Raw genomic sequence first — 18622 nt, forward strand, 5'->3', positions numbered from 1 at the left:
TTATTTATTAATAAATTCTTCACCAAGAATTATATCTTTTTTCAATACATCTAACATACCATTTAGAGATTGCTTTTCAAAATCACTCAATTTGCCAATAGATAAATATTCCTCTACACCGTTTTTACCTAAAAGAATAGGTTGTGCAAAGAAACGGGCATATTCTCCGTCGCCTTCTGTATAGGTACATTCAATAATATTTTTCTCGCCATTTAAAGCGCGAATTAATGAAAGACCAAAACGTGCGGCTGCTTGCCCCATAGATAATGTTGCAGATCCGCCACCCGCTTTTGCTTCAACAACCTCAGTACCTGCGTTTTGAATACGTTTAGTCAACGCTGCAACTTCATCATCGCTAAATGAAACGCCGTCAACTTGAGAAAGTAGAGGAAGAATAGTCACACCAGAGTGTCCACCAATCACAGGAACGTTGGTTTTTTGTGGATCTTTACCTTTTAGTTCTGCAACAAAGGTATTGGCGCGAATAATGTCGAGTGTAGTGATACCGAAAAGACGTTTCTTATCGTAAACGCCTGCTTTCTTAAGCACTTCTGCTGCGATAGCAACGGTTGTATTCACAGGGTTAGTAATGATACCAATAAGTGCTTTCGGGCAATTTTCTGCAACCTTTTCAATTAGGTTACGCACAATACCAGCGTTAACATTGAAAAGATCTGAACGATCCATGCCTGGTTTACGAGCAACGCCCGCAGAAATCAGAACAACATCAGCGCCTTTTAGCGCAGGGGAAGGATCTTCACCCGCAAAACCTTTTACAGTAACTTGAGTCGGGATATGGCTTAAGTCAGCTGCAACACCCGGTGTGACGGGAGCGATATCATATAAAGAGAGTTCACTACCAGCTGGAAGCTGATTTTTAAGAAGAAGCGCCAGTGCCTGACCAATACCGCCTGCTGCACCGAGAACTGCTACTTTCATTCTGATACTCCTTAGTTTACGAGATAGTGGAACGCCTTCGAGATACTCACTATTACGCAATTCACCTTTAAAAAACAATTATTTAACAGCAATATTGCATAATAAGGCATTTTCAGTGAAAAATAATACTTTGGTTATTCTAAACAAATTGCTTATCTGTTAATGAGATAGCGGACACTCTTTTGATAAATAATTTCAATAAATATGATAAAGTGTTAAGTACACCATCATCCTTATGACAATCATTTAAGCTTATCATTTAATTAACAAATATTTTACTTCACTTAAATTATCACATTCACACGCTGTAAATAAAATTTTTTTGCAATACATTCTAATTTACAATTTTGAGGAGGCCATCACTCACCTTCTTTCGTCTTATGTTGCATAAAAATTCACTTCTCTGCATAATACACAGGTTATTGATAACTCACTAAAGGTGAACTATGCGCGTTCCTTCTAAGCAAGAAGACTTGGTTAAAGCGTTTAAAGCCCTGCTGAAAGAAGAAAAATTCAGTTCACAAGGCGAGATTGTGACAGCATTACAAGAGGCTGGATTTGATAATATTAATCAGTCCAAAATCTCTCGCATGCTAACAAAATTTGGTGCAGTAAGAACCCGTAATGCCAAAATGGAAATGGTGTATTGCCTTCCTACTGAGCTTGGTGTACCAACAGCAAGTAGCCCATTAAAAAATTTGGTACTCGATATCGATCATAACCATTCTGTTGTAGTAATAAGAACGAGTCCGGGTGCGGCACAACTTATTGCACGTTTACTAGATTCATTAGGTAAAGCAGAAGGGATCCTTGGCAGTATTGCGGGTGATGACACTATTTTTTCAACACCAGCACCAGGATTTTCCACAGAAGAATTACGAGACGCTATTCTGAATCTGTTTGATCAGGAATTATAATTCGTCTCTCTACCGCTTCAAAAAGTAAGCCACTGAATTTTCAGTGGCTTCTTATTTTTAATACGGATTATCAAGATCTTTAGGCTGTGCTAATTTTGCAAGTAGTTTTTCATGAATACCACCAAAGCCGCCATTACTCATAATCAAAATATGATCGCCCGCTTGTGCTTCTTTCGCAATCATATCCACTAATGTATCAAGATCGGTACTCCAACGAGCGGGCTGTACGCAATGCTCTGCAATATCACTCACTAACCATTGAATATTCGGTGGCTGGAATAAAAAGACTTCGTCAGCACGACCTAATGCTGGAGCGATATCATCCTTGCTAATGCCCATTTTCATGGTATTTGAACGAGGCTCTAACACCGCAATAATACGAGCCGTTCCGCCGACTTTACTGCGTAACGCTTCAAGTGTTGCCAAAATCGCTGTGGGATGATGTGCAAAATCATCATAAACACTGACTTGGTTAACCTCACCACGTAGCTCTAAGCGACGACGCGCATTAATAAACTTATTCAATGCTTCACAAGCATCAGCAGGTAAAACACCAACGTGGTGCGCTGCAACAATCGCCATTAAGCCATTTTGCATGTTGTGTTCACCCGAAAGCCCCCAACACACCTCACCGACTTGCTCACCTTTATGGAACACAGCAAAGTGGCTACTGTCATTACTGATCTTTTTCGCCTGCCAATCCCCAGTTTCTCCTGTGAACTCTTGCTCACTCCAACATCCCATGCCAATAGTCTGTTTTAAATTCATATCATTGTCAGGCATGATGATTTTCCCTGAGCCAGGGACGATACGAACTAAATGATGGAATTGTTTTTGAATTGCAGCTAAATCATCAAAAATATCGGCGTGATCGAACTCAAGGTTATTTAAAATCAGCGTGCGTGGAGAATAATGAACAAATTTAGAGCGTTTATCAAAGAAAGCACTGTCATACTCATCTGCTTCAATCACAAAGAAAGGGCTTTCGCCTAACTGTGCTGACACTTGGAAATTACCCGGTACGCCACCAATTAAAAAACCGGGTTTATAACCACAATCTTCTAAAACCCAAGCCAACATACCTGCTGTTGTAGTTTTACCATGAGTTCCTGCAACCGCTAATACCCAACGTTCAGGTAAAATATAATCATGTAGCCATTGAGGGCCTGAAGTATAAGGCAGACCTTTTTCAAGTACAGCTTCAACACAAGGATTTCCTCGTGTCATCGCATTACCAATAATCACCATGTCAGGAGCAGGTTCTAATTGTTTAGGGTCATACCCCTCAATCAATTCAATTCCCTGATTTTCTAATAAAGTACTCATGGGTGGATAGACATTAGCATCAGAGCCTGTAACTTTATGTCCCTTCGCTCGAGCTAAAATGGCAAGACTTCCCATAAAGGTGCCACAAATACCAAGAATATGAATGTGCATGAATTTCTGTCCAATAGCATGAAGTTGGTCACTATTCTAACGATCAAAAAGCAGATAAGAAACGGATTAACCTTTGAATCATCCAATTCTTTGGCTAAACTTGCCACCACCAAGGAGTTTTTCCTCCTTTTTTACTTTACCCACTCACATTCAGGACCTGCGTCATGAAAACATTAGGCGAATTTATCGTCGAGAAACAACAAGATTTTCCCCATGCAACTGGTGAACTTACGGCATTACTTTCAGCAATTAAGCTTGGGGCTAAAATTATTCACCGTGATATCAACAAAGCAGGGTTAGTCGATATTCTTGGTACTAACGGTGTTTCTAATGTTCAAGGTGAAGCCCAGATGAAACTGGATCTTTACGCGAATGAGAAGCTCAAGGCTGCATTAAAAGCACGTGGTGAAGTTGCGGGTATCGGATCAGAAGAAGAAGATGATATTGTTATCTTTGAAGGTGATCGTGCTGAAAATGCTAAGTATGTCGTGTTAATGGATCCATTAGATGGTTCTTCGAATATTGATGTAAACGTTTCCGTCGGTACTATTTTCTCTATTTACCACCGTATTACACCTATTGGCCAATCAGTGACCTTAGATGACTTCTTACAACCAGGTCATCGTCAAGTAGCTGCTGGCTATGTCGTTTATGGCTCATCAACCATGTTAGTTTATACAACAGGTTGTGGTGTTCATGCCTTTACTTATGATCCTTCTTTAGGTGTATTCTGTTTATCTCATGAAAGTGTACAATTTCCACCAACAGGAAATATGTACTCAATCAACGAAGGTAATTACATCAAATTCCCATTAGGTGTAAAAAAATACATTAAATATTGCCAAGAACAAGATGCTGCAACAAATCGCCCTTATACCACACGTTATATTGGTTCTTTAGTTGCTGATTTTCATCGCAACTTACTGAAAGGGGGGATTTATATTTACCCAAGTACGGCAAGCCACCCTACTGGTAAATTACGTTTGCTGTATGAATGCAATCCAATGGCGTTCTTAGCTGAACAGGCTGGCGGTAAAGCAAGTAACGGTAAAGAACGTATTCTTGATATCGAACCCAAAGAACTTCACCAACGTATGCCTTTCTTTGTAGGGACTAAATCGATGGTTGAACAAGCTGAAAGCTTTATGGCGCAATATCCTGACGAAGAATAATTCATTGGCTTAGTCGCCATCGCCATATAGATAAACCGGGCTTCTCTTTCGTCCGGTTTTTTCATCTTTAGAAATAGAGTCTCTTTTTATTTACTGCTCATTTTTGCATCATAACGCAACAGGTTTGGCAAAAAACGGGTATTGTTAAAAACTTTTCGCTATACTACAGGCCACGTAAAATTATTTTTTATAGGAAATTTTTTATGAGCCTGAATCATGTTCCTGCTGGTAAAGAACTACCAGAAGATATCTATGTTGTTATTGAAATTCCAGCAAACGCTGATCCTATCAAATACGAAGTGGATAAAGAAAGTGGCGCACTGTTTGTTGACCGTTTTATGTCAACTGCAATGTTCTACCCATGCAACTACGGTTACATTAACAACACGTTATCTTTAGATGGTGATCCAGTAGACGTTCTGGTTCCAACTCCATATCCATTACAACCAGGTTCAGTTATTCGTTGCCGTCCTGTTGGCGTACTGAAAATGACTGACGAATCAGGTGAAGACGCGAAACTGGTTGCAGTTCCACACACAAAACTGAGCAAAGAATACGATCACATTAAAGATGTGAACGATTTGCCTGAACTGTTAAAAGCACAGATCAAACATTTCTTTGAGCACTATAAAGATTTAGAAACTGGCAAATGGGTTAAGGTTGACGGTTGGGAAGGCGTAGAAGCAGCTAAAGCTGAAATTCTGTCTTCTTTCGAACGCGCTAAAAAATAATTCTGTGCAATGAGAATTAGCTTGATAAACAATCTGTTGATTGCTTAACAAAAATAAGCCCACATCAATAAATGTGGGCTTATTTTATGATTATCAATTTTGATTATTTAACCGCATAATAAGCATTATGCCACTCATCAAGGTGATCGCCATGGCGATTATCATCAATGTATAGACTGTCGAAACATTCCCTGTGGAGAAAAAGAGTACCCCCCCAATAATAGGCAATATCAATTGATTAAATAAAATAATTAGTGAGGAAATACTGGCTAATTGCGTTACAGGAATAATTTCTATTCTTAACATCCGTAAGATATTCCCTGAAAAAACCTTACCGATAATGGATAAGGCATAAAAGATAACAAAAATAGTGATATCTTTTTGAAAAATAATTAGTAAAGAAGAACTTATTGTGATGATGAAAATCGATAGAGACATTAATAACTTTCGATTTAAATAGTGGGTTAAATAACCATATAAGTAGGTTCCTATTACACCACAGATCCCCGCAGATATATCAATAAAGCCATAGTATTTAATGGGTAAGCTCATCGATTGATCAATTAATGCAGTACCACTCGACTCAATTAATCCGTCAAACATATTATTGCCGATAGCAATAAAAATAGAAAAAATCAAAATAGGAGACGTGAAAATAATCACCATTCTTTTAGTCACTCGTAATGCCTTTGTTAGGCTATTTAGTTGAGTGGTGGATTGGTTCTCTTTTGGCTCTAGATAAAAGAATAAAAAAATAGTGCATTAATGGAATAGAATAGACAAGGAATAATAAGTAAATAATGGTAACCATAATCAATAAATAACATACCAATTAATGGACCGATGATCATGCCAAAAAAATCCATTCTAGACATTATATTAATATGATGTTCTTTATGGCGACTCATTAATGCAATAATTTTTTCATATGAAATCAGTGTCTGTGAATTACCAATAGAAATTAAGCTTCCTACTAATCCAAAACTAATTGCAATAACTAAATCAGAGGAAAAACCTGAAGTTAATAAAAATAAACAACCAATAATTTTACTACTATCGGAAATAATAGAAATAGGGCGAACACCTAAGGCATCAATATATTGACCAATAAGTGGTATTAAAAAAATGCGTGGTAACCACCATAAGGCGTATGTCAATCCTGTATACTCAATACTTGTTGTTAATTGATAAACAATAACAGGTGTTAAAAAAACCATTAAACCATCAGCACTTAACACCAGAAAAAGCATATAAAAAAAGACAACACGCATAATAGAAGTTACACCTTTTCTTTAATTAATACTTTAATAGGCTGGTTATTTTCATCATAAACAATAATCGATTTTGGGGTATGATGAGTGGGCTTATGTTTCATTAATTCTTGTTGTTTAGAAACAAGGAATTGATAATAGCTTAAATCTGCTGGTATTTTATTAACACGATAAGATTGATAATTTTTATTAGTGATCTCCCAGTCGATAACATCATGTCCCGGAATATATTCTTTTTCTTTGTCTAAATAAATAATCGGCCGATTAACAGTAATAATATTCGCCATATTAAATAAAGCATGGGCAACACCACAGGGGATCACTAATTCAATATTTGGGGCAGGATTGAAAACAATTTCATCTTCATAAAAAAGCGTGGGTGAATTTTCACGCATATCCACTAACTTAACGGTAATTTCATGAGATATATCTCCTAAAAAAGTTAAATGATCTTCTTGCCCTAAATGTAATCCATAAGAGTCAAAATCATAATCCTCATGACCATGCTCAACCAGATACATAGGGGATTGTCGCGTTAATGGGACAATACCACTCTCTTTGCCAGTATGTAGGGTAGCCATTTCGCGAAATTCCACACCTAAAATAGTCGATGTAGGTAATTGTTGTTTTTGAGTATCTACCATTTTCTCTCGAAACCGTAAATTAATCTCATCACCATTATCTAAGCGGATTTTGCGAGTTTCAGAGTGTAGGAATCGATGTTGACTTAACCACTGTTGTTGTATCTCGGCAATCCGATGATAGACCAGTGCAGAAGCTTCTTCTGTCATTGGTTCATAGCCTTCAATCTCATTAATATCGATATTTTCAGGAAGGTTTATCACATCATTATTAGGTGACCAATTTAGTGTTTCACTTGCGAATTGCTCGATAGTGGGTAAAAAAAGAGAGTAGCTATTTAAGGTAAAAACATTCTCTAGATAAGAAAAAGTATGAGCGACCCCTGGGGGAATAATTAGTGTTCTTGCTGATGATGGTGTTATCTCAAAACTTAATTCTGATTTAAATGTTGGTGAGTTTTTACGACAATCAATAAATTTAGCCAATATCTTTTGTTTCTCATCACCTAAAAAAGTTAATGTATCTTGTTGACCAAGATGAATGCCGTACTGCCCATATTTAAATTCACTTTTACCATGGTAAACAATATTAATAGGATAGGTTGTTGCGAAAGGAATAACATAAGAATGCTGTTTTCCATTATTTATTCGCCAGCGAGCAATCCAGTATAATCCTACAATATTAATATTTTTATTGAGTTCATTAATATCCTTATTCACGACTATCTCCTATGCAGTTAAAAAAGCAGCCTTATGGCTGCTTTTTTATTAAATACTGACAATTTCGATATCATAACCAAGTAGCTTTGCACTTTTTTTCAATTCATCTAAATTAGTTGTATTTAATTTTAAATACTTATCATCTGCAGGTGCATTTTTAATACCGGCAAGATAGGCTAGTTTATCTAATGCATCTGTTGTTACAGTTTTTGTTTGTAATATCAAATCAGTAAAACGATGATTTACTATATTGTATTTTAAATCTTTTGGTGGATTATTATAAAGTTGAGTAATATCATTTAATTTATCCATAAAATTACCTTATTTTACTATATTAATAATAGGATAATTATCTCTTTCCCTCTCAAACAAGACTGTTTTAACATTAAATTTATTTTGTTGTCAATCAGGTCTACTATTAATATTTTTCATATCATTATAGATAAATTTTAAATAAATAATTACCGACTTAAATTTAAAACAATATAAATAAATATACATATTAGAATATATGACTACCTCTACTATAAATAGTAAAGTAATAATAAAAATTAAAGTTTATGATTAATTTTATAGAAAATAATAGTTTCACTAAAAATAAAAAAGCGCGATATAAATATCGCGCTTTTTTATCATTACTAAGTCATCTATCGTAATAGCTAAAATTTGCTTATTACTCTTCTTCGTGGCGCTTTAACCAGTCACCACTTTTTATTTCACGTAAACCATCCACAGGCTTTTGATAAAGGTAGATCCAAGCACTGCCATAAGGCGTTGATATCAGTTGTCGCTTGTAATCCTGATCATTCTTTTTCAATTCATCAAGCTCTGTCAAGATAGAGGGCGTTATCCGATAAACTTCACACTCTATCTCTCCTTCACCTTCAATAACCGCAGGGTAAAACCCTAAATCATAGAGTTTATATCCCACTAATTTATGCTCACCCAAAAGCTGTGCATAGGTCATCCAGTGATGATTGCCTTGGTTTCGCCGTAAACTACCATAAACAATAATTCGCATATAATTTAAAACTCAAATTGATAAAGCAGATCTATTGCCTGATTCATACCAGACACTGCTTGTAAATACAACCTGGGCATCAAGCGATAACGTAAGGTTAACGTCGCTAGCGAATCAAATATACCCACTCCATACTTCACTTGTAGATCGTTCGTTATCTTACCACTGACCACAACTTGTGAGCTATCCCCCACACCTTGTGTATCAAGCGCTAAATCCGAAACACCAAAGGTTTCACCTATGCGCCCTACAAGCTGACCACTCTGACCAACGCCTAATCCTATCAGCATTGCTGTCATTTGTGATGAATCAGCATCACCACTACTTAGACCTTCGCCTCTTAACAAGTAAGATAATGCTTCTTGTTGTGTTTTAGCCGGCTCAGAGAAAATTTCCACTTTAGGCTGGTCAGCAAGCCCTGTTACTCGAACCCCCGCAATGACATTATCTGCGGTATTATCTGGGTTACGAATAGCCTCGATATTTAAGTAAGGTTGATCAACAGGTCCAGAGAACAAGATTTGTCCCTTACGTACTTGTAAGTCTTGTCCATAGGCTTTGAATTCCCCTCTTGGAATATCAACTTGCCCATTTAAACCTAGCCCTTGTTTATTCTGATTGACTTTAAGTGTTCCCGTCAATCGGGCTCTAAGTCCAAATGCGTCCAGTGTCACATCATCACCAATATTAATCGCTAAATTGCTTTGAATTGGAATCGATGTCTCTTTTGGTGCTATAGGTTGCAGGTTTTTATCTAGCATGACTTCATCAGAAGATGCCGATACCGCTGATTCCGGTAATTCTTGAACCACAATACGAGCCCAAGGGATATCAATACGACCATCTAGTTTCAGTAAATGAGGGTTAGCCTCAAACACTAAATCAGGATTAACATCAATACGCACCATTGGAGGCAATGACACTCGTAGCTTATTACCATTAGCAGCGACCACTGCGCGCCATTCATCTAACTTACGCCAATCTGCATTCCCAGTAAGATTTAAATAACCTTCTGGCGTTTCAATTCTGCCACCTAAATCCGATGTTGCTCCATTGAATCGAACATCAACATTACCTTTCGTAATATCAAATGGGATCCAATGTCCAACCACTTTTAATTGATTAATTCCAAATTGACCAAATAACAGTGGCGATTGAGCACTTCCTCCTAAACGTAATTGAGCGCCAATATTCCCTTGAGCAATTTCACCTTTACCTAAGAACGGTTTGATTAAATCTAATGTCAGATTATCAATATCAACCGTACCTGATAGTTGGCGATTTTTCTCAAGATCGGCAACATGTACATTACCTTTAAAGTCACCATTACCCGCAATACTAATCAGCCATTGCAATGTTGCTTTACCATTATTCATACCCGCATTTAAGGTAATAGCATCAAAATCAATAGGTAAAATTGTTCCTTCAATATTTTGTTTTACCGCAACACCTTGCCCTTTTAGATTGACAGATGCTTTCGGTAATCCGCCTTTTGAGTTCCATGTTGCAGTGGCGTCCCCTGTAAATAGGCCTTGAACAGAAGTTTCAGGTGGTAAGAATGGCTTTATCATTGCTAAGTCAAAACGTGTTAGCGTAATTGCAGCAGTTCCACTTTCACCCACGGTTATCGCTTTAGGAACACAAACTTGCGCATTTGGGTTCACCCAGCAATGAGAGCCAATAGTGATCTCTTGCTTTTCTGCCAACAAATTCAGCGCCATGGCTTTATTTAAACGCCATTCACCCACAGGCGTATCAAAAGCTGTATTATTTAGCGTTCCTTTCCACTGTTGTTTCTCTTTATCAAATGATCCAGCTAATGTCAGCCCACCAGAAACAGGCTCGCCATCCATTTTCAACGTGAGTTTATGCTGTTTTTCTGTACCAGCAGCATTCAACGTTAAATTACGAATAACTAAATCGGCTTGTTTTAACTGACGAGCAGTAATAGCTAACTTACCACCAATTTCTTTGTCCGATTGAACATCACCTTTGATAGTGATGGATTCAACACTGACTTGATCTTGCCATTTAATACCATGAGCATTGATATCAGCGATAATCTTAGGTTTGTTCATATCACCGCGGATATTCACTTTCCCTTTAATAACGCCCGCAAACCCAGGAACAAAACCATTTAAACCAGGAGCATTAATATTGGCATCTAATGCCCACTTATCACCTAAATGCCCTTCAATATCGAGGTTATTTTTACCAAGAATGAGTTTTAGTTGAGGGATATTCCATTGCCCAGAATCGTTACCATACGCATTCCCCCTTGCCTTAATTAAATTATTTTTGAAATTACCATCTAAGGTGATTTCAGGAACACGTAATTGCCAACTTCCACCATACAGACTTCCCGTTGTAGCGATACGCCCATCTAATTTAGCGGGTATATCAGGATACTGTTTTGCGGTATTAATTCCCGAGATAGTGAGCAATGCATTCCAGCTAATTGCCTTACTCCAATCAGCGACACCGGTAATATCGGCATGACCTTGCAAAGCGGCTAAACGTAAACGCGTTAGCTCTATTTTCTCTTCATTCCCTTTCGCATCCAGCATTAATTTTGCTGGCGGGATCTCCTGACCTTCAATATCAGAGCGTAATGAAAGATCATAGTTATCGGTCTGACCATTCAAGCGTAATCGAGTGTCATTAAGTTGATACTGTACATCACCAGTTAATGGCCAACGTACTTTTTGACTCTCTAGCGTCAGTTTTAAAGGAAGATGAGGCTTAGCCAATTCGGCTTGAGCATCAAGGGTTGCTGTAACCGTTCCTGTTAAAGAAAGGGCGAGTTTAAGTTCTTCGAGTAACGCACCTTGCAAAGAAAGTGTGGCTTTTTGATCTTTAAAATCTTCAAGCCCCACAACATCACGAATGGTTGCGTTGATATCTAAATTAACAGACCATTGTTTATCAAGCGTGATCCCCCCATTTAAACTAACCTCACCTTCTGACGCATCAACACGTAATTTAGTGAGATTAACTTGCTTGCCTTGGGTATTTGCCTCAAAAGATAATTGATTGATGGTAACTGGGGTATCCCCACTTACTTGTAATTGCTTACCTTCAATACCTTCAATATTGATATCTACAGGGATAATAATTTCCGGTAATTCAGCTAATAATGGCTTAGCAAAAATCGTTTTAATTGTGTCTGCTAATGCTTGTTCTTTTTCTTCTGGTGTTTTAGGTTCAGCTTTAGGTTTTGCAGTGGCGACTTCTTTTACATCTTGGGCAACCGCTTCAACACTACCTTCTTCTGGCGTTTTGGGTAACGCCACCAGCAAATCATTAATGACGGTTGGATTTAATGTAACTTGGCGACCTTCCCACTGCGCACCGGTTTTAAACTCATCCAACGAGATTGCCATATCGTCAATCTTCACATGCGTATTTTCTAATGAGAGCGAGTTTAAATAGATAGGTAACGGAGCATTGAGCTCAGTTAAAGGTTCTGATGGTGGGGTTTCTTCAGAGGGTGGGAAAGCACTAGTATCAACATTAACAACCACATCGCGTGTCGCCAATGTATCAATGCAAACTTGTTTATCCGTCAGGCACGCTAAACGTAATCCTAATGATAACTCACCTACATTCACATCAACTCCGGGCATTTGATATTCAACACCCGTTAAATGCAGATCTTTCCAGCCACCATTAACATCTTTGATAACTAAACCTGGAACCCAGCGAGTTGCACTATTAATGGCAAAATGCAAACCCGATTGTGTTCCTAAGATCCAAGCTACAGCACCCAATGTAAGCAAAATAATGATAAGGAGTGTTAACGCAATCCATTTCAACCACTTTTTTATCATAACTCTGCTCCTAACCCGATATAAAACTGGAGTCTACGTTTATCCACGTCACTCACAGGTAATGCTAAATCAAATTTAATTGGACCCACTGGGGATGCCCAACGAACACCTGCACCCGCACCTGTTTTAAAATCACTACGAGTAAAATCATTAACGGCTTCGCCACTATCAATAAAGACAGCACTCCACCAATTACCCGTGACGTTATATTGATATTCAACCGATCCAACGAGCATCCTTGATGCCCCTGTTAAATTACCTTTACTATCTTCTGGTGAAATACTTTGGTATTTAAAGCCTCGAACACTTCTATCACCACCAGCAAAGAAACGTAACTCAGGTGGTACTTGCTCAAACGCATTGGTTTCAATCCAACCAAAATTACCTCTTACCACAAAACGATGTCCTTCCCATGGTGTACGGATCCAAACCTGTTGAGCTTGGAATGCAGCAAACTCAACATCAGAACCCCATATTTTATTGGAGTAGTCTAATGAGTAACGTTGGCTGTCTCCCCAATAAGGCATCATTCCACCGCGTTGACGTACACGGCTGGCTGTAACACCGGGATAAAGCAACATGGTGGTATTTGTGACTTCACCTTGGGTAAAGTGGCTGAGACTCCAACGTGTATTCACACTGTATTGCCAGCCTGTCGACATATCCCAGTTACGAGACACATTTAGTGTTGTGGTATCAGAACGAGTATCATTTAAATCGGTACGTTTAAAACCACCTTGAACACCATAGTACTGCTCTAATGGATTGACCTTCAGTGGAATTTTATAGTTGGCACCAATAGATTGTTCAGGCTGAGAAACACTGATATTAGAGGTTAAACTATGGCCTCGTGAGTTCATCCAAGGCTTATCCCACTGCATATTAAGGCGAGGGCCAACATCTGTAGCATAACCACCACCAAGCTCAACATAGTTACGAGAGCGAGGTGTTACAACTGCACTCATCGGTAACAAATAAGAGCCTTCTGCACGCGCTTTAGCAATATCGGGCGTCACAACTGCAGAGTTAAACCACCCCGTTGCGGCTAAACGGCGATTAAATTCAGCCAGATCTTCTGATGCATAATATTGTCCCTCTTTAAAAGGAACGATATTTTGTAGGTAGTCTTCACGAATTTGAGATCCTGTATAATTCACTTTTCCAAAACGATAGCGTTCCCCACTATCGAAAACAAAATCCCAATATGAGGCATGATTATCTAAAGAAACGCCTAACTGGCTTTTATCCATTTCAGCATCAAAATAACCTCGACGGATAGCAAGTCCTGTTAATGAACCTTTGAGCTTTTCATAAGCTGCATGATTTAACACACTATCAAGAGGAGGCGTATTTTCTTTAATAACTTTTGCATATTGCTCATCGGTTTTAGCGCCACCTTCTAGAACAATATCAACCCCTTTTAATAAAATAGGAATACCCGGTTCAACTTTAGCGGTTAATACTGATCGTGCAGGCGGTGTATTTTCTTGATAGGAGAATGTTATTGTTGGCTGATAATAGCCTAAAGGGCGAAGTCCTTCTTTAATTGCCTTCTCAACACGCGCGCGAAAACGCCCGTCAGGTGCAACTTCTTCTGTTGTAATGTTCGATAATTGGACTCGTGCATTTTTTTCGAGCTGCCCTTCTAAACCTTCTACTTTTAAACGCAAATTTGCCCCATAGGCAACAGGCGCGATAAAAGACAAACAGAGAACGTAGATAACGGAGTATCTCGGCACGTTTTCTCCTCAATATTATTTAATCCATGTGATGAATTGACGACAAACTATCTTAAGCTTTATTGTAGATTTAGTTTATAACAATATTAAATCTTTACCATAGTAAAGCGTTTACAAATATACAAATTGGAGTCTACCTTGCAACATAAACCTTACCAACCAGAGAATGCCTTAAGGGGTACTTCGACACCATTAGAAATATCTGCTAATCATGCAGTAAATGGGCATTCTATTAATGATATTCCAGCTAATATGGATATTGCTTATTTTGCGATGGGCTGTTTTTGGGGGGTTGAACGTCTATTTTGGCAACAACAGGGCGTTTACTCAACAAGTGCGGGTTATAGCGGTGGTGTAACAGAAAATCCTACCTACCAACAAGTTTGCCAAGGTTTAACGGGTCATAGTGAAGTGGTGAGAGTTGTTTTTGACCCCGCAATAATTAGCTACCAACAACTTCTGGCTCTTTTTTGGGAAAATCATAATCCATCACAAGGTATGCGCCAAGGTAATGATATTGGTAGCCAATATCGCTCGGCAATTTACACAGTTAATGCAGAGCAATATGCGCAAGCTATTGAGTCCAAAAAACGTTATCAACAAGCGATGAATGCCCAAGGCGCAACAACGGAAATTACGACAGAAATACAACCAGCGGGCCCTTTTTATTTTGCTGAAGATTACCACCAGCAATATTTATACAAAAACCCACAAGGTTACTGTGGATTAGGCGGGATAGGTATCTGTTTTCCACCCGAAAAGTAACACTAGCAGAAAATAGCAGGGCGATGATATAATTTCGCCCTCTTATCTGTCTTTGTGAATAATTTCATCACAATATATTGATTTATCTTCTATTTTTAACACTCTAGTATTACCCTTTGGATTAAATACTCGGGGTGATGTGAGCCTTATATGCTTAATAGTTTACTCATTGTGCTTTTGCTTTGTGCTATCAGCGCCTTTTTTTCGCTGTCTGAAATCTCTCTTGCTGCTTCTCGTCGAATTAAACTCAAACAACTTGTTGATGAAGGCAATATTAACGCTGCCCGCGTCTTAAAAATGCAAGAAATGCCAGGCATGTTTTTTACTGTCGTTCAAATAGGATTAAATGCTGTTGCCATTTTAGCGGGTATCGTTGGTGAGTCTGCATTCTCCCCTTCACTAAAAAGTTTCTACCTACAATTTTTTGAAGAGCCTCTCGCCCAACAGCTTGGATCTATCTGTTCTTTTATTATTGTCACATCAATGTTTATTTTGCTGGCTGACTTAACCCCAAAACGTATTGGTATGATTAAGCCTGAAGCTATCGCATTAAGAATTGTGAATCCAATGCGTTTCTGCCTTGCTTTCTTCCGCCCTTTGGTGTGGTTATTTAATGGTATGGCAGATCTCATCTTCAAGTTATTTAAAATCCCAATGGTCAGAAATGAAGACATCACTTCTGATGATATTTTTGCCATTGTAGAAGCCGGTGCTGTTGCTGGGGTTTTACGTAAACAAGAGCATGAGTTGATTGAAAATGTCTTTGAATTAGAATCTCGTACTGTACCATCCGCAATGACACCACGAGAAGATGTAGTCTATTTTGATCGTGAAGAGACTGAAAATGATATCAAAGAAAAAATTGCTACTCAGCCCCACTCTAAATTTTTAGTTTGTGAAGGGGATATTGACCATATTATTGGTTATGTAGATTCTAAAGAGCTTCTTAATCGCGTTATTAACGGACAAAGCCTAAATCTCAATGAAGGTGTTCATATTCGTAAAGCGCTGATTATTCCTGACACATTAACGCTTTCAGATATGTTGGAAAGCTTTAAAACATCCGGTGAAGACTTTGCCATTATCCTTAATGAATACGCCATGGTAATGGGCGTTATTACACTAAATGACGTGATGACAACCTTAATGGGTGATTTGATTGGACCCGGACAAGAAGAACAAATTGTGAGCCGTGATGAGCATTCATGGTTAGTTGAAGGCGGTACGCCAATTGATGATGTGATGCGTGTACTTGATATCGACGATTTCCCTGATTCAAGTAACTACGAAACAATCGCTGGTTTTATGATGTATCGTTTACGTAAAATTCCTAAACGTACTGATTATGTGAAGTTTTCAGGATATAAGTTTGAGGTTGTCGATATTGATAATTACAAAATAGATCAATTGCTTGTAACAAAAATTGATGATATCCCTCCTGTTAAACCTGTTTTACAAGAACATGTTCCTGTTACACAGACGACTACAACAGAAGTAGATACTCAAAAAAATGAGAATGATAAAGTAGCTAATTGATTAGTAACTCTTTGTAATTAATAACTGAGTCTTATCTAAATTATTAGAACAAAAGACTCAGTTATCTATCAGATAAAAGTTAGCCCATTTCTGCTTTCAGTAAAACGACCTGCTGGTTCACTTCACTCATGACATTAAAATGTAGCTTATCTCTTATTTTTGGTAATAAAATTTTACCGTAATCGAATTCAAATGCACCCATTCCTTTGATATAAAACCGTCCACGAAATAACGTCTTAACGTAGAGAGCAATTTTTTCAGGGTTATAGCGATTGAAGATTTTCATCTTTCAGTTGTCTCCCATGCTCGTTGTTGAGTTTAATAAGTCATAAAGACTTATCTTTATATATCAAATTTAAAGACCTAATTATAAGTACTAGGTTCCACTTATTTAGTTTTCTTATCTATTTTTACATTTATTGACAGTAAAGAATATAAATAAAGATAGCATGCGCATTATTTTACCCACTCAATGTTAAATAAATGTATCAGTGATGAGGTATTATTCTTCACTAGCTTCTATGCTTAGATAGAATCTAACGTCGATTTCAATAATAGGACAATGGCTATGCACAAAATAACCTTAGCTGCTCTTTTACTTAGTACATCCACATGGGCATTCGCACATAACATCACCGAAAATACAATCCTTCCCGCTGTTACAATCAATGATAAAGGTGAGCTACTTTATGACACAACCAAAGATAAGTTTAGCTACCAAAATTGGAATAGTGGTCTGCTCAATGGAAAAGTGCGTACTGTTCAACATATAGCAGGACGTAGCAAAGCGAAAGAGGTGAATGCGCCGTTTATTGAAGCGGTAAAACTAGCTAAATTCCCACATGCCAGTTATCAAACTACAACGATTATTAATACTGACGATGCTGTATTTGGCACAGGCCCATTCGTTCGTGGCAGCGTTGAAGACAGTAAAAAAGAATTTCCTTGGTCACAATTTATTGTTGATGCCGATGGCGCAGCATTAAAAGGCTGGGGATTAGAAAAAGAGAGTTCAGCGATTATTGTTTTAGATAAACAAGGCAAAGTCCGTTTCGTCAAAGAAGGCGTATTAAGCGGCGCGGAAATTACGTCTGCTATCAACCTCATCAACGACTTAATTAAAGAATAATTTCTGAATCAGAGCCCTTCTAAAACAAAGGGCTCCAATTTCATAAAGCGGTACTAAAAGATAGAGACTCGAAATCCCGGATTTATTAGCGACTCTTTTGGCGAGTAATCTAACGTTACCCCTTTCCAATCCGTAACATGGGCGCCAGCTGCAATCGCAATAGCATGGCCTGCTGCAGTATCCCATGTATGCGTAGGTCCAAAGCGAGGATAAAGCTGTGCTTTACCTTCAGCGACTAAACAAAACTTCAAAGATGAACCAACGGCGACCGTTTGATGTTCACCTAGCTGTGATAAATATTCTTTTAATTCATCATCTTGATGAGAACGACTAATCACGATCACGGGTGGCTCAGCACGACTTGCATGAATGGGTAATCGCTGACCACACTCCTCTTTCCACGCTTTTTTATTGGCAGCCGCATATAACACATTTTGCACTGGTGCATAGACGACCCCTAAAACCGGAATACCCTTTTCGATTAAAGCGATATTTACCGTAAATTCACCATTTTTACTGATAAATTCTTTAGTGCCATCTAATGGATCAATTAGCCAATAGCGATCCCAATGACGGCGAACTTCCCATTCAGGTGGATCTTCTTCAGATAATTGAGGTATATCAGGAGCAATAGAAGCAAGTCCTTGTTTGATAATTTGGTGAGCGGCTAAATCTGCTTCTGTAACAGGTGAATTATCACTTTTTTCCTGTACTTGGATAGGCTCTGATTGCTGGTAAATTTGCATTATCGCCATACCTGCTTGGCGGGCTAATTTGCTGACTTGTTCTAACATAATGCACCTCGCTTATTTCTATAAGTAGATAACATCTCTT

Annotated in this window: 17 protein-coding genes; 6 read left to right on the forward strand and 11 right to left on the reverse strand. The window is 38.2% G+C overall.

Going from position 1 to position 18622, the window contains the following annotated elements; genetic code table 11:
- Positions 1-939 (reverse strand): malate dehydrogenase, encoded by a 939-nt coding sequence (mdh, locus tag CUB63_RS09650; protein WP_072064560.1) that lies wholly within the window; start codon positions 937-939, stop codon positions 1-3.
- A gap of 446 nt (positions 940-1385) precedes the next feature.
- Between mdh and argR the strand changes: the two genes are divergently transcribed.
- Positions 1386-1856: a transcriptional regulator ArgR gene (gene argR, locus CUB63_RS09655; protein WP_006535714.1), complete on the forward strand. Its 471-nt coding sequence runs from the start codon at positions 1386-1388 to the stop codon at positions 1854-1856.
- Positions 1857-1913: 57 nt separating this feature from the next.
- Here the strand turns inward: argR and mpl are convergent, their stop codons facing one another.
- On the reverse strand, positions 1914-3293 hold the full coding sequence (gene mpl, locus CUB63_RS09660) for a UDP-N-acetylmuramate:L-alanyl-gamma-D-glutamyl-meso-diaminopimelate ligase (protein ID WP_006535715.1): 1380 nt from the start codon (positions 3291-3293) through the stop codon (positions 1914-1916).
- Between the two features lie 164 nt (positions 3294-3457).
- Between mpl and fbp the strand changes: the two genes are divergently transcribed.
- Positions 3458-4465 carry a class 1 fructose-bisphosphatase gene (gene fbp, locus CUB63_RS09665; RefSeq protein ID WP_006535716.1) on the forward strand — a complete coding sequence of 336 codons (1008 nt, stop codon included), beginning with the start codon at positions 3458-3460 and terminating at the stop codon, positions 4463-4465.
- A gap of 203 nt (positions 4466-4668) precedes the next feature.
- Entirely contained in the window at positions 4669-5196 is a 528-nt protein-coding gene (gene ppa, locus CUB63_RS09670; RefSeq protein WP_006535717.1) for an inorganic diphosphatase, read from the forward strand.
- Between the two features lie 93 nt (positions 5197-5289).
- On the opposite strand, the gene CUB63_RS17725 is transcribed toward ppa, so the two are convergent.
- The 7 genes from CUB63_RS17725 to tamA form a co-directional block, all read right to left on the reverse strand.
- Positions 5290-5874: a hypothetical protein gene (locus CUB63_RS17725; protein ID WP_232240065.1), complete on the reverse strand. Its 585-nt coding sequence runs from the start codon at positions 5872-5874 to the stop codon at positions 5290-5292.
- A 56-nt stretch (positions 5875-5930) separates the two neighbouring features.
- Positions 5931-6467 (reverse strand): MFS transporter, encoded by a 537-nt coding sequence (locus tag CUB63_RS17730; protein WP_232240066.1) that lies wholly within the window; start codon positions 6465-6467, stop codon positions 5931-5933.
- An 8-nt stretch (positions 6468-6475) separates the two neighbouring features.
- On the reverse strand, positions 6476-7768 hold the full coding sequence (locus tag CUB63_RS09680; RefSeq protein ID WP_109847955.1) for a dTDP-4-dehydrorhamnose 3,5-epimerase family protein: 1293 nt from the start codon (positions 7766-7768) through the stop codon (positions 6476-6478).
- A gap of 48 nt (positions 7769-7816) precedes the next feature.
- On the reverse strand, positions 7817-8080 hold the full coding sequence (locus tag CUB63_RS09685) for an XRE family transcriptional regulator (RefSeq protein WP_109399665.1): 264 nt from the start codon (positions 8078-8080) through the stop codon (positions 7817-7819).
- Between the two features lie 361 nt (positions 8081-8441).
- The gene (locus CUB63_RS09690; protein ID WP_072064565.1) at positions 8442-8789 is read right to left on the reverse strand and encodes a gamma-glutamylcyclotransferase family protein; all 348 of its coding nucleotides are present in this window, start codon (positions 8787-8789) and stop codon (positions 8442-8444) included.
- Between the two features lie 5 nt (positions 8790-8794).
- Positions 8795-12619 carry an autotransporter assembly complex protein TamB gene (gene tamB, locus CUB63_RS09695; RefSeq protein WP_202612817.1) on the reverse strand — a complete coding sequence of 1275 codons (3825 nt, stop codon included), beginning with the start codon at positions 12617-12619 and terminating at the stop codon, positions 8795-8797.
- A complete protein-coding gene (tamA, locus tag CUB63_RS09700; RefSeq protein WP_109399666.1) occupies positions 12616-14358 on the reverse strand; it encodes an autotransporter assembly complex protein TamA in 1743 nt (580 codons plus the stop codon). Before tamA ends, tamB begins: the two co-directional genes overlap by 4 nt.
- 138 nt (positions 14359-14496) lie before the next feature.
- On the opposite strand from tamA, the gene msrA reads away from it, so the two are divergent.
- The gene (msrA, locus tag CUB63_RS09705; RefSeq protein WP_006535727.1) at positions 14497-15123 is read left to right on the forward strand and encodes a peptide-methionine (S)-S-oxide reductase MsrA; all 627 of its coding nucleotides are present in this window, start codon (positions 14497-14499) and stop codon (positions 15121-15123) included.
- A gap of 150 nt (positions 15124-15273) precedes the next feature.
- Positions 15274-16659 carry a polyamine export protein PaeA gene (paeA, locus tag CUB63_RS09710; protein ID WP_072064569.1) on the forward strand — a complete coding sequence of 462 codons (1386 nt, stop codon included), beginning with the start codon at positions 15274-15276 and terminating at the stop codon, positions 16657-16659.
- 79 nt (positions 16660-16738) lie between these two features.
- Here the strand turns inward: paeA and CUB63_RS09715 are convergent, their stop codons facing one another.
- Complete coding sequence (locus CUB63_RS09715; protein WP_006535730.1) at positions 16739-16945, reverse strand: DUF1107 domain-containing protein; 207 nt, start codon at positions 16943-16945, stop codon at positions 16739-16741.
- A gap of 282 nt (positions 16946-17227) precedes the next feature.
- Here CUB63_RS09715 and CUB63_RS09720 point away from each other — a divergent pair, with 282 nt between their 5' ends.
- The gene (locus tag CUB63_RS09720; protein ID WP_109847956.1) at positions 17228-17788 is read left to right on the forward strand and encodes a YtfJ family protein; all 561 of its coding nucleotides are present in this window, start codon (positions 17228-17230) and stop codon (positions 17786-17788) included.
- A gap of 53 nt (positions 17789-17841) precedes the next feature.
- On the opposite strand, the gene cysQ is transcribed toward CUB63_RS09720, so the two are convergent.
- On the reverse strand, positions 17842-18582 hold the full coding sequence (gene cysQ, locus CUB63_RS09725) for a 3'(2'),5'-bisphosphate nucleotidase CysQ (RefSeq protein WP_006535732.1): 741 nt from the start codon (positions 18580-18582) through the stop codon (positions 17842-17844).
- Between the last annotated feature and the right edge of the window lie 40 nt (positions 18583-18622).

Origin of the sequence: Proteus penneri, assembly GCF_003144535.1 — a bacterium.
In the GTDB taxonomy this organism is placed as follows: domain Bacteria; phylum Pseudomonadota; class Gammaproteobacteria; order Enterobacterales; family Enterobacteriaceae; genus Proteus; species Proteus penneri.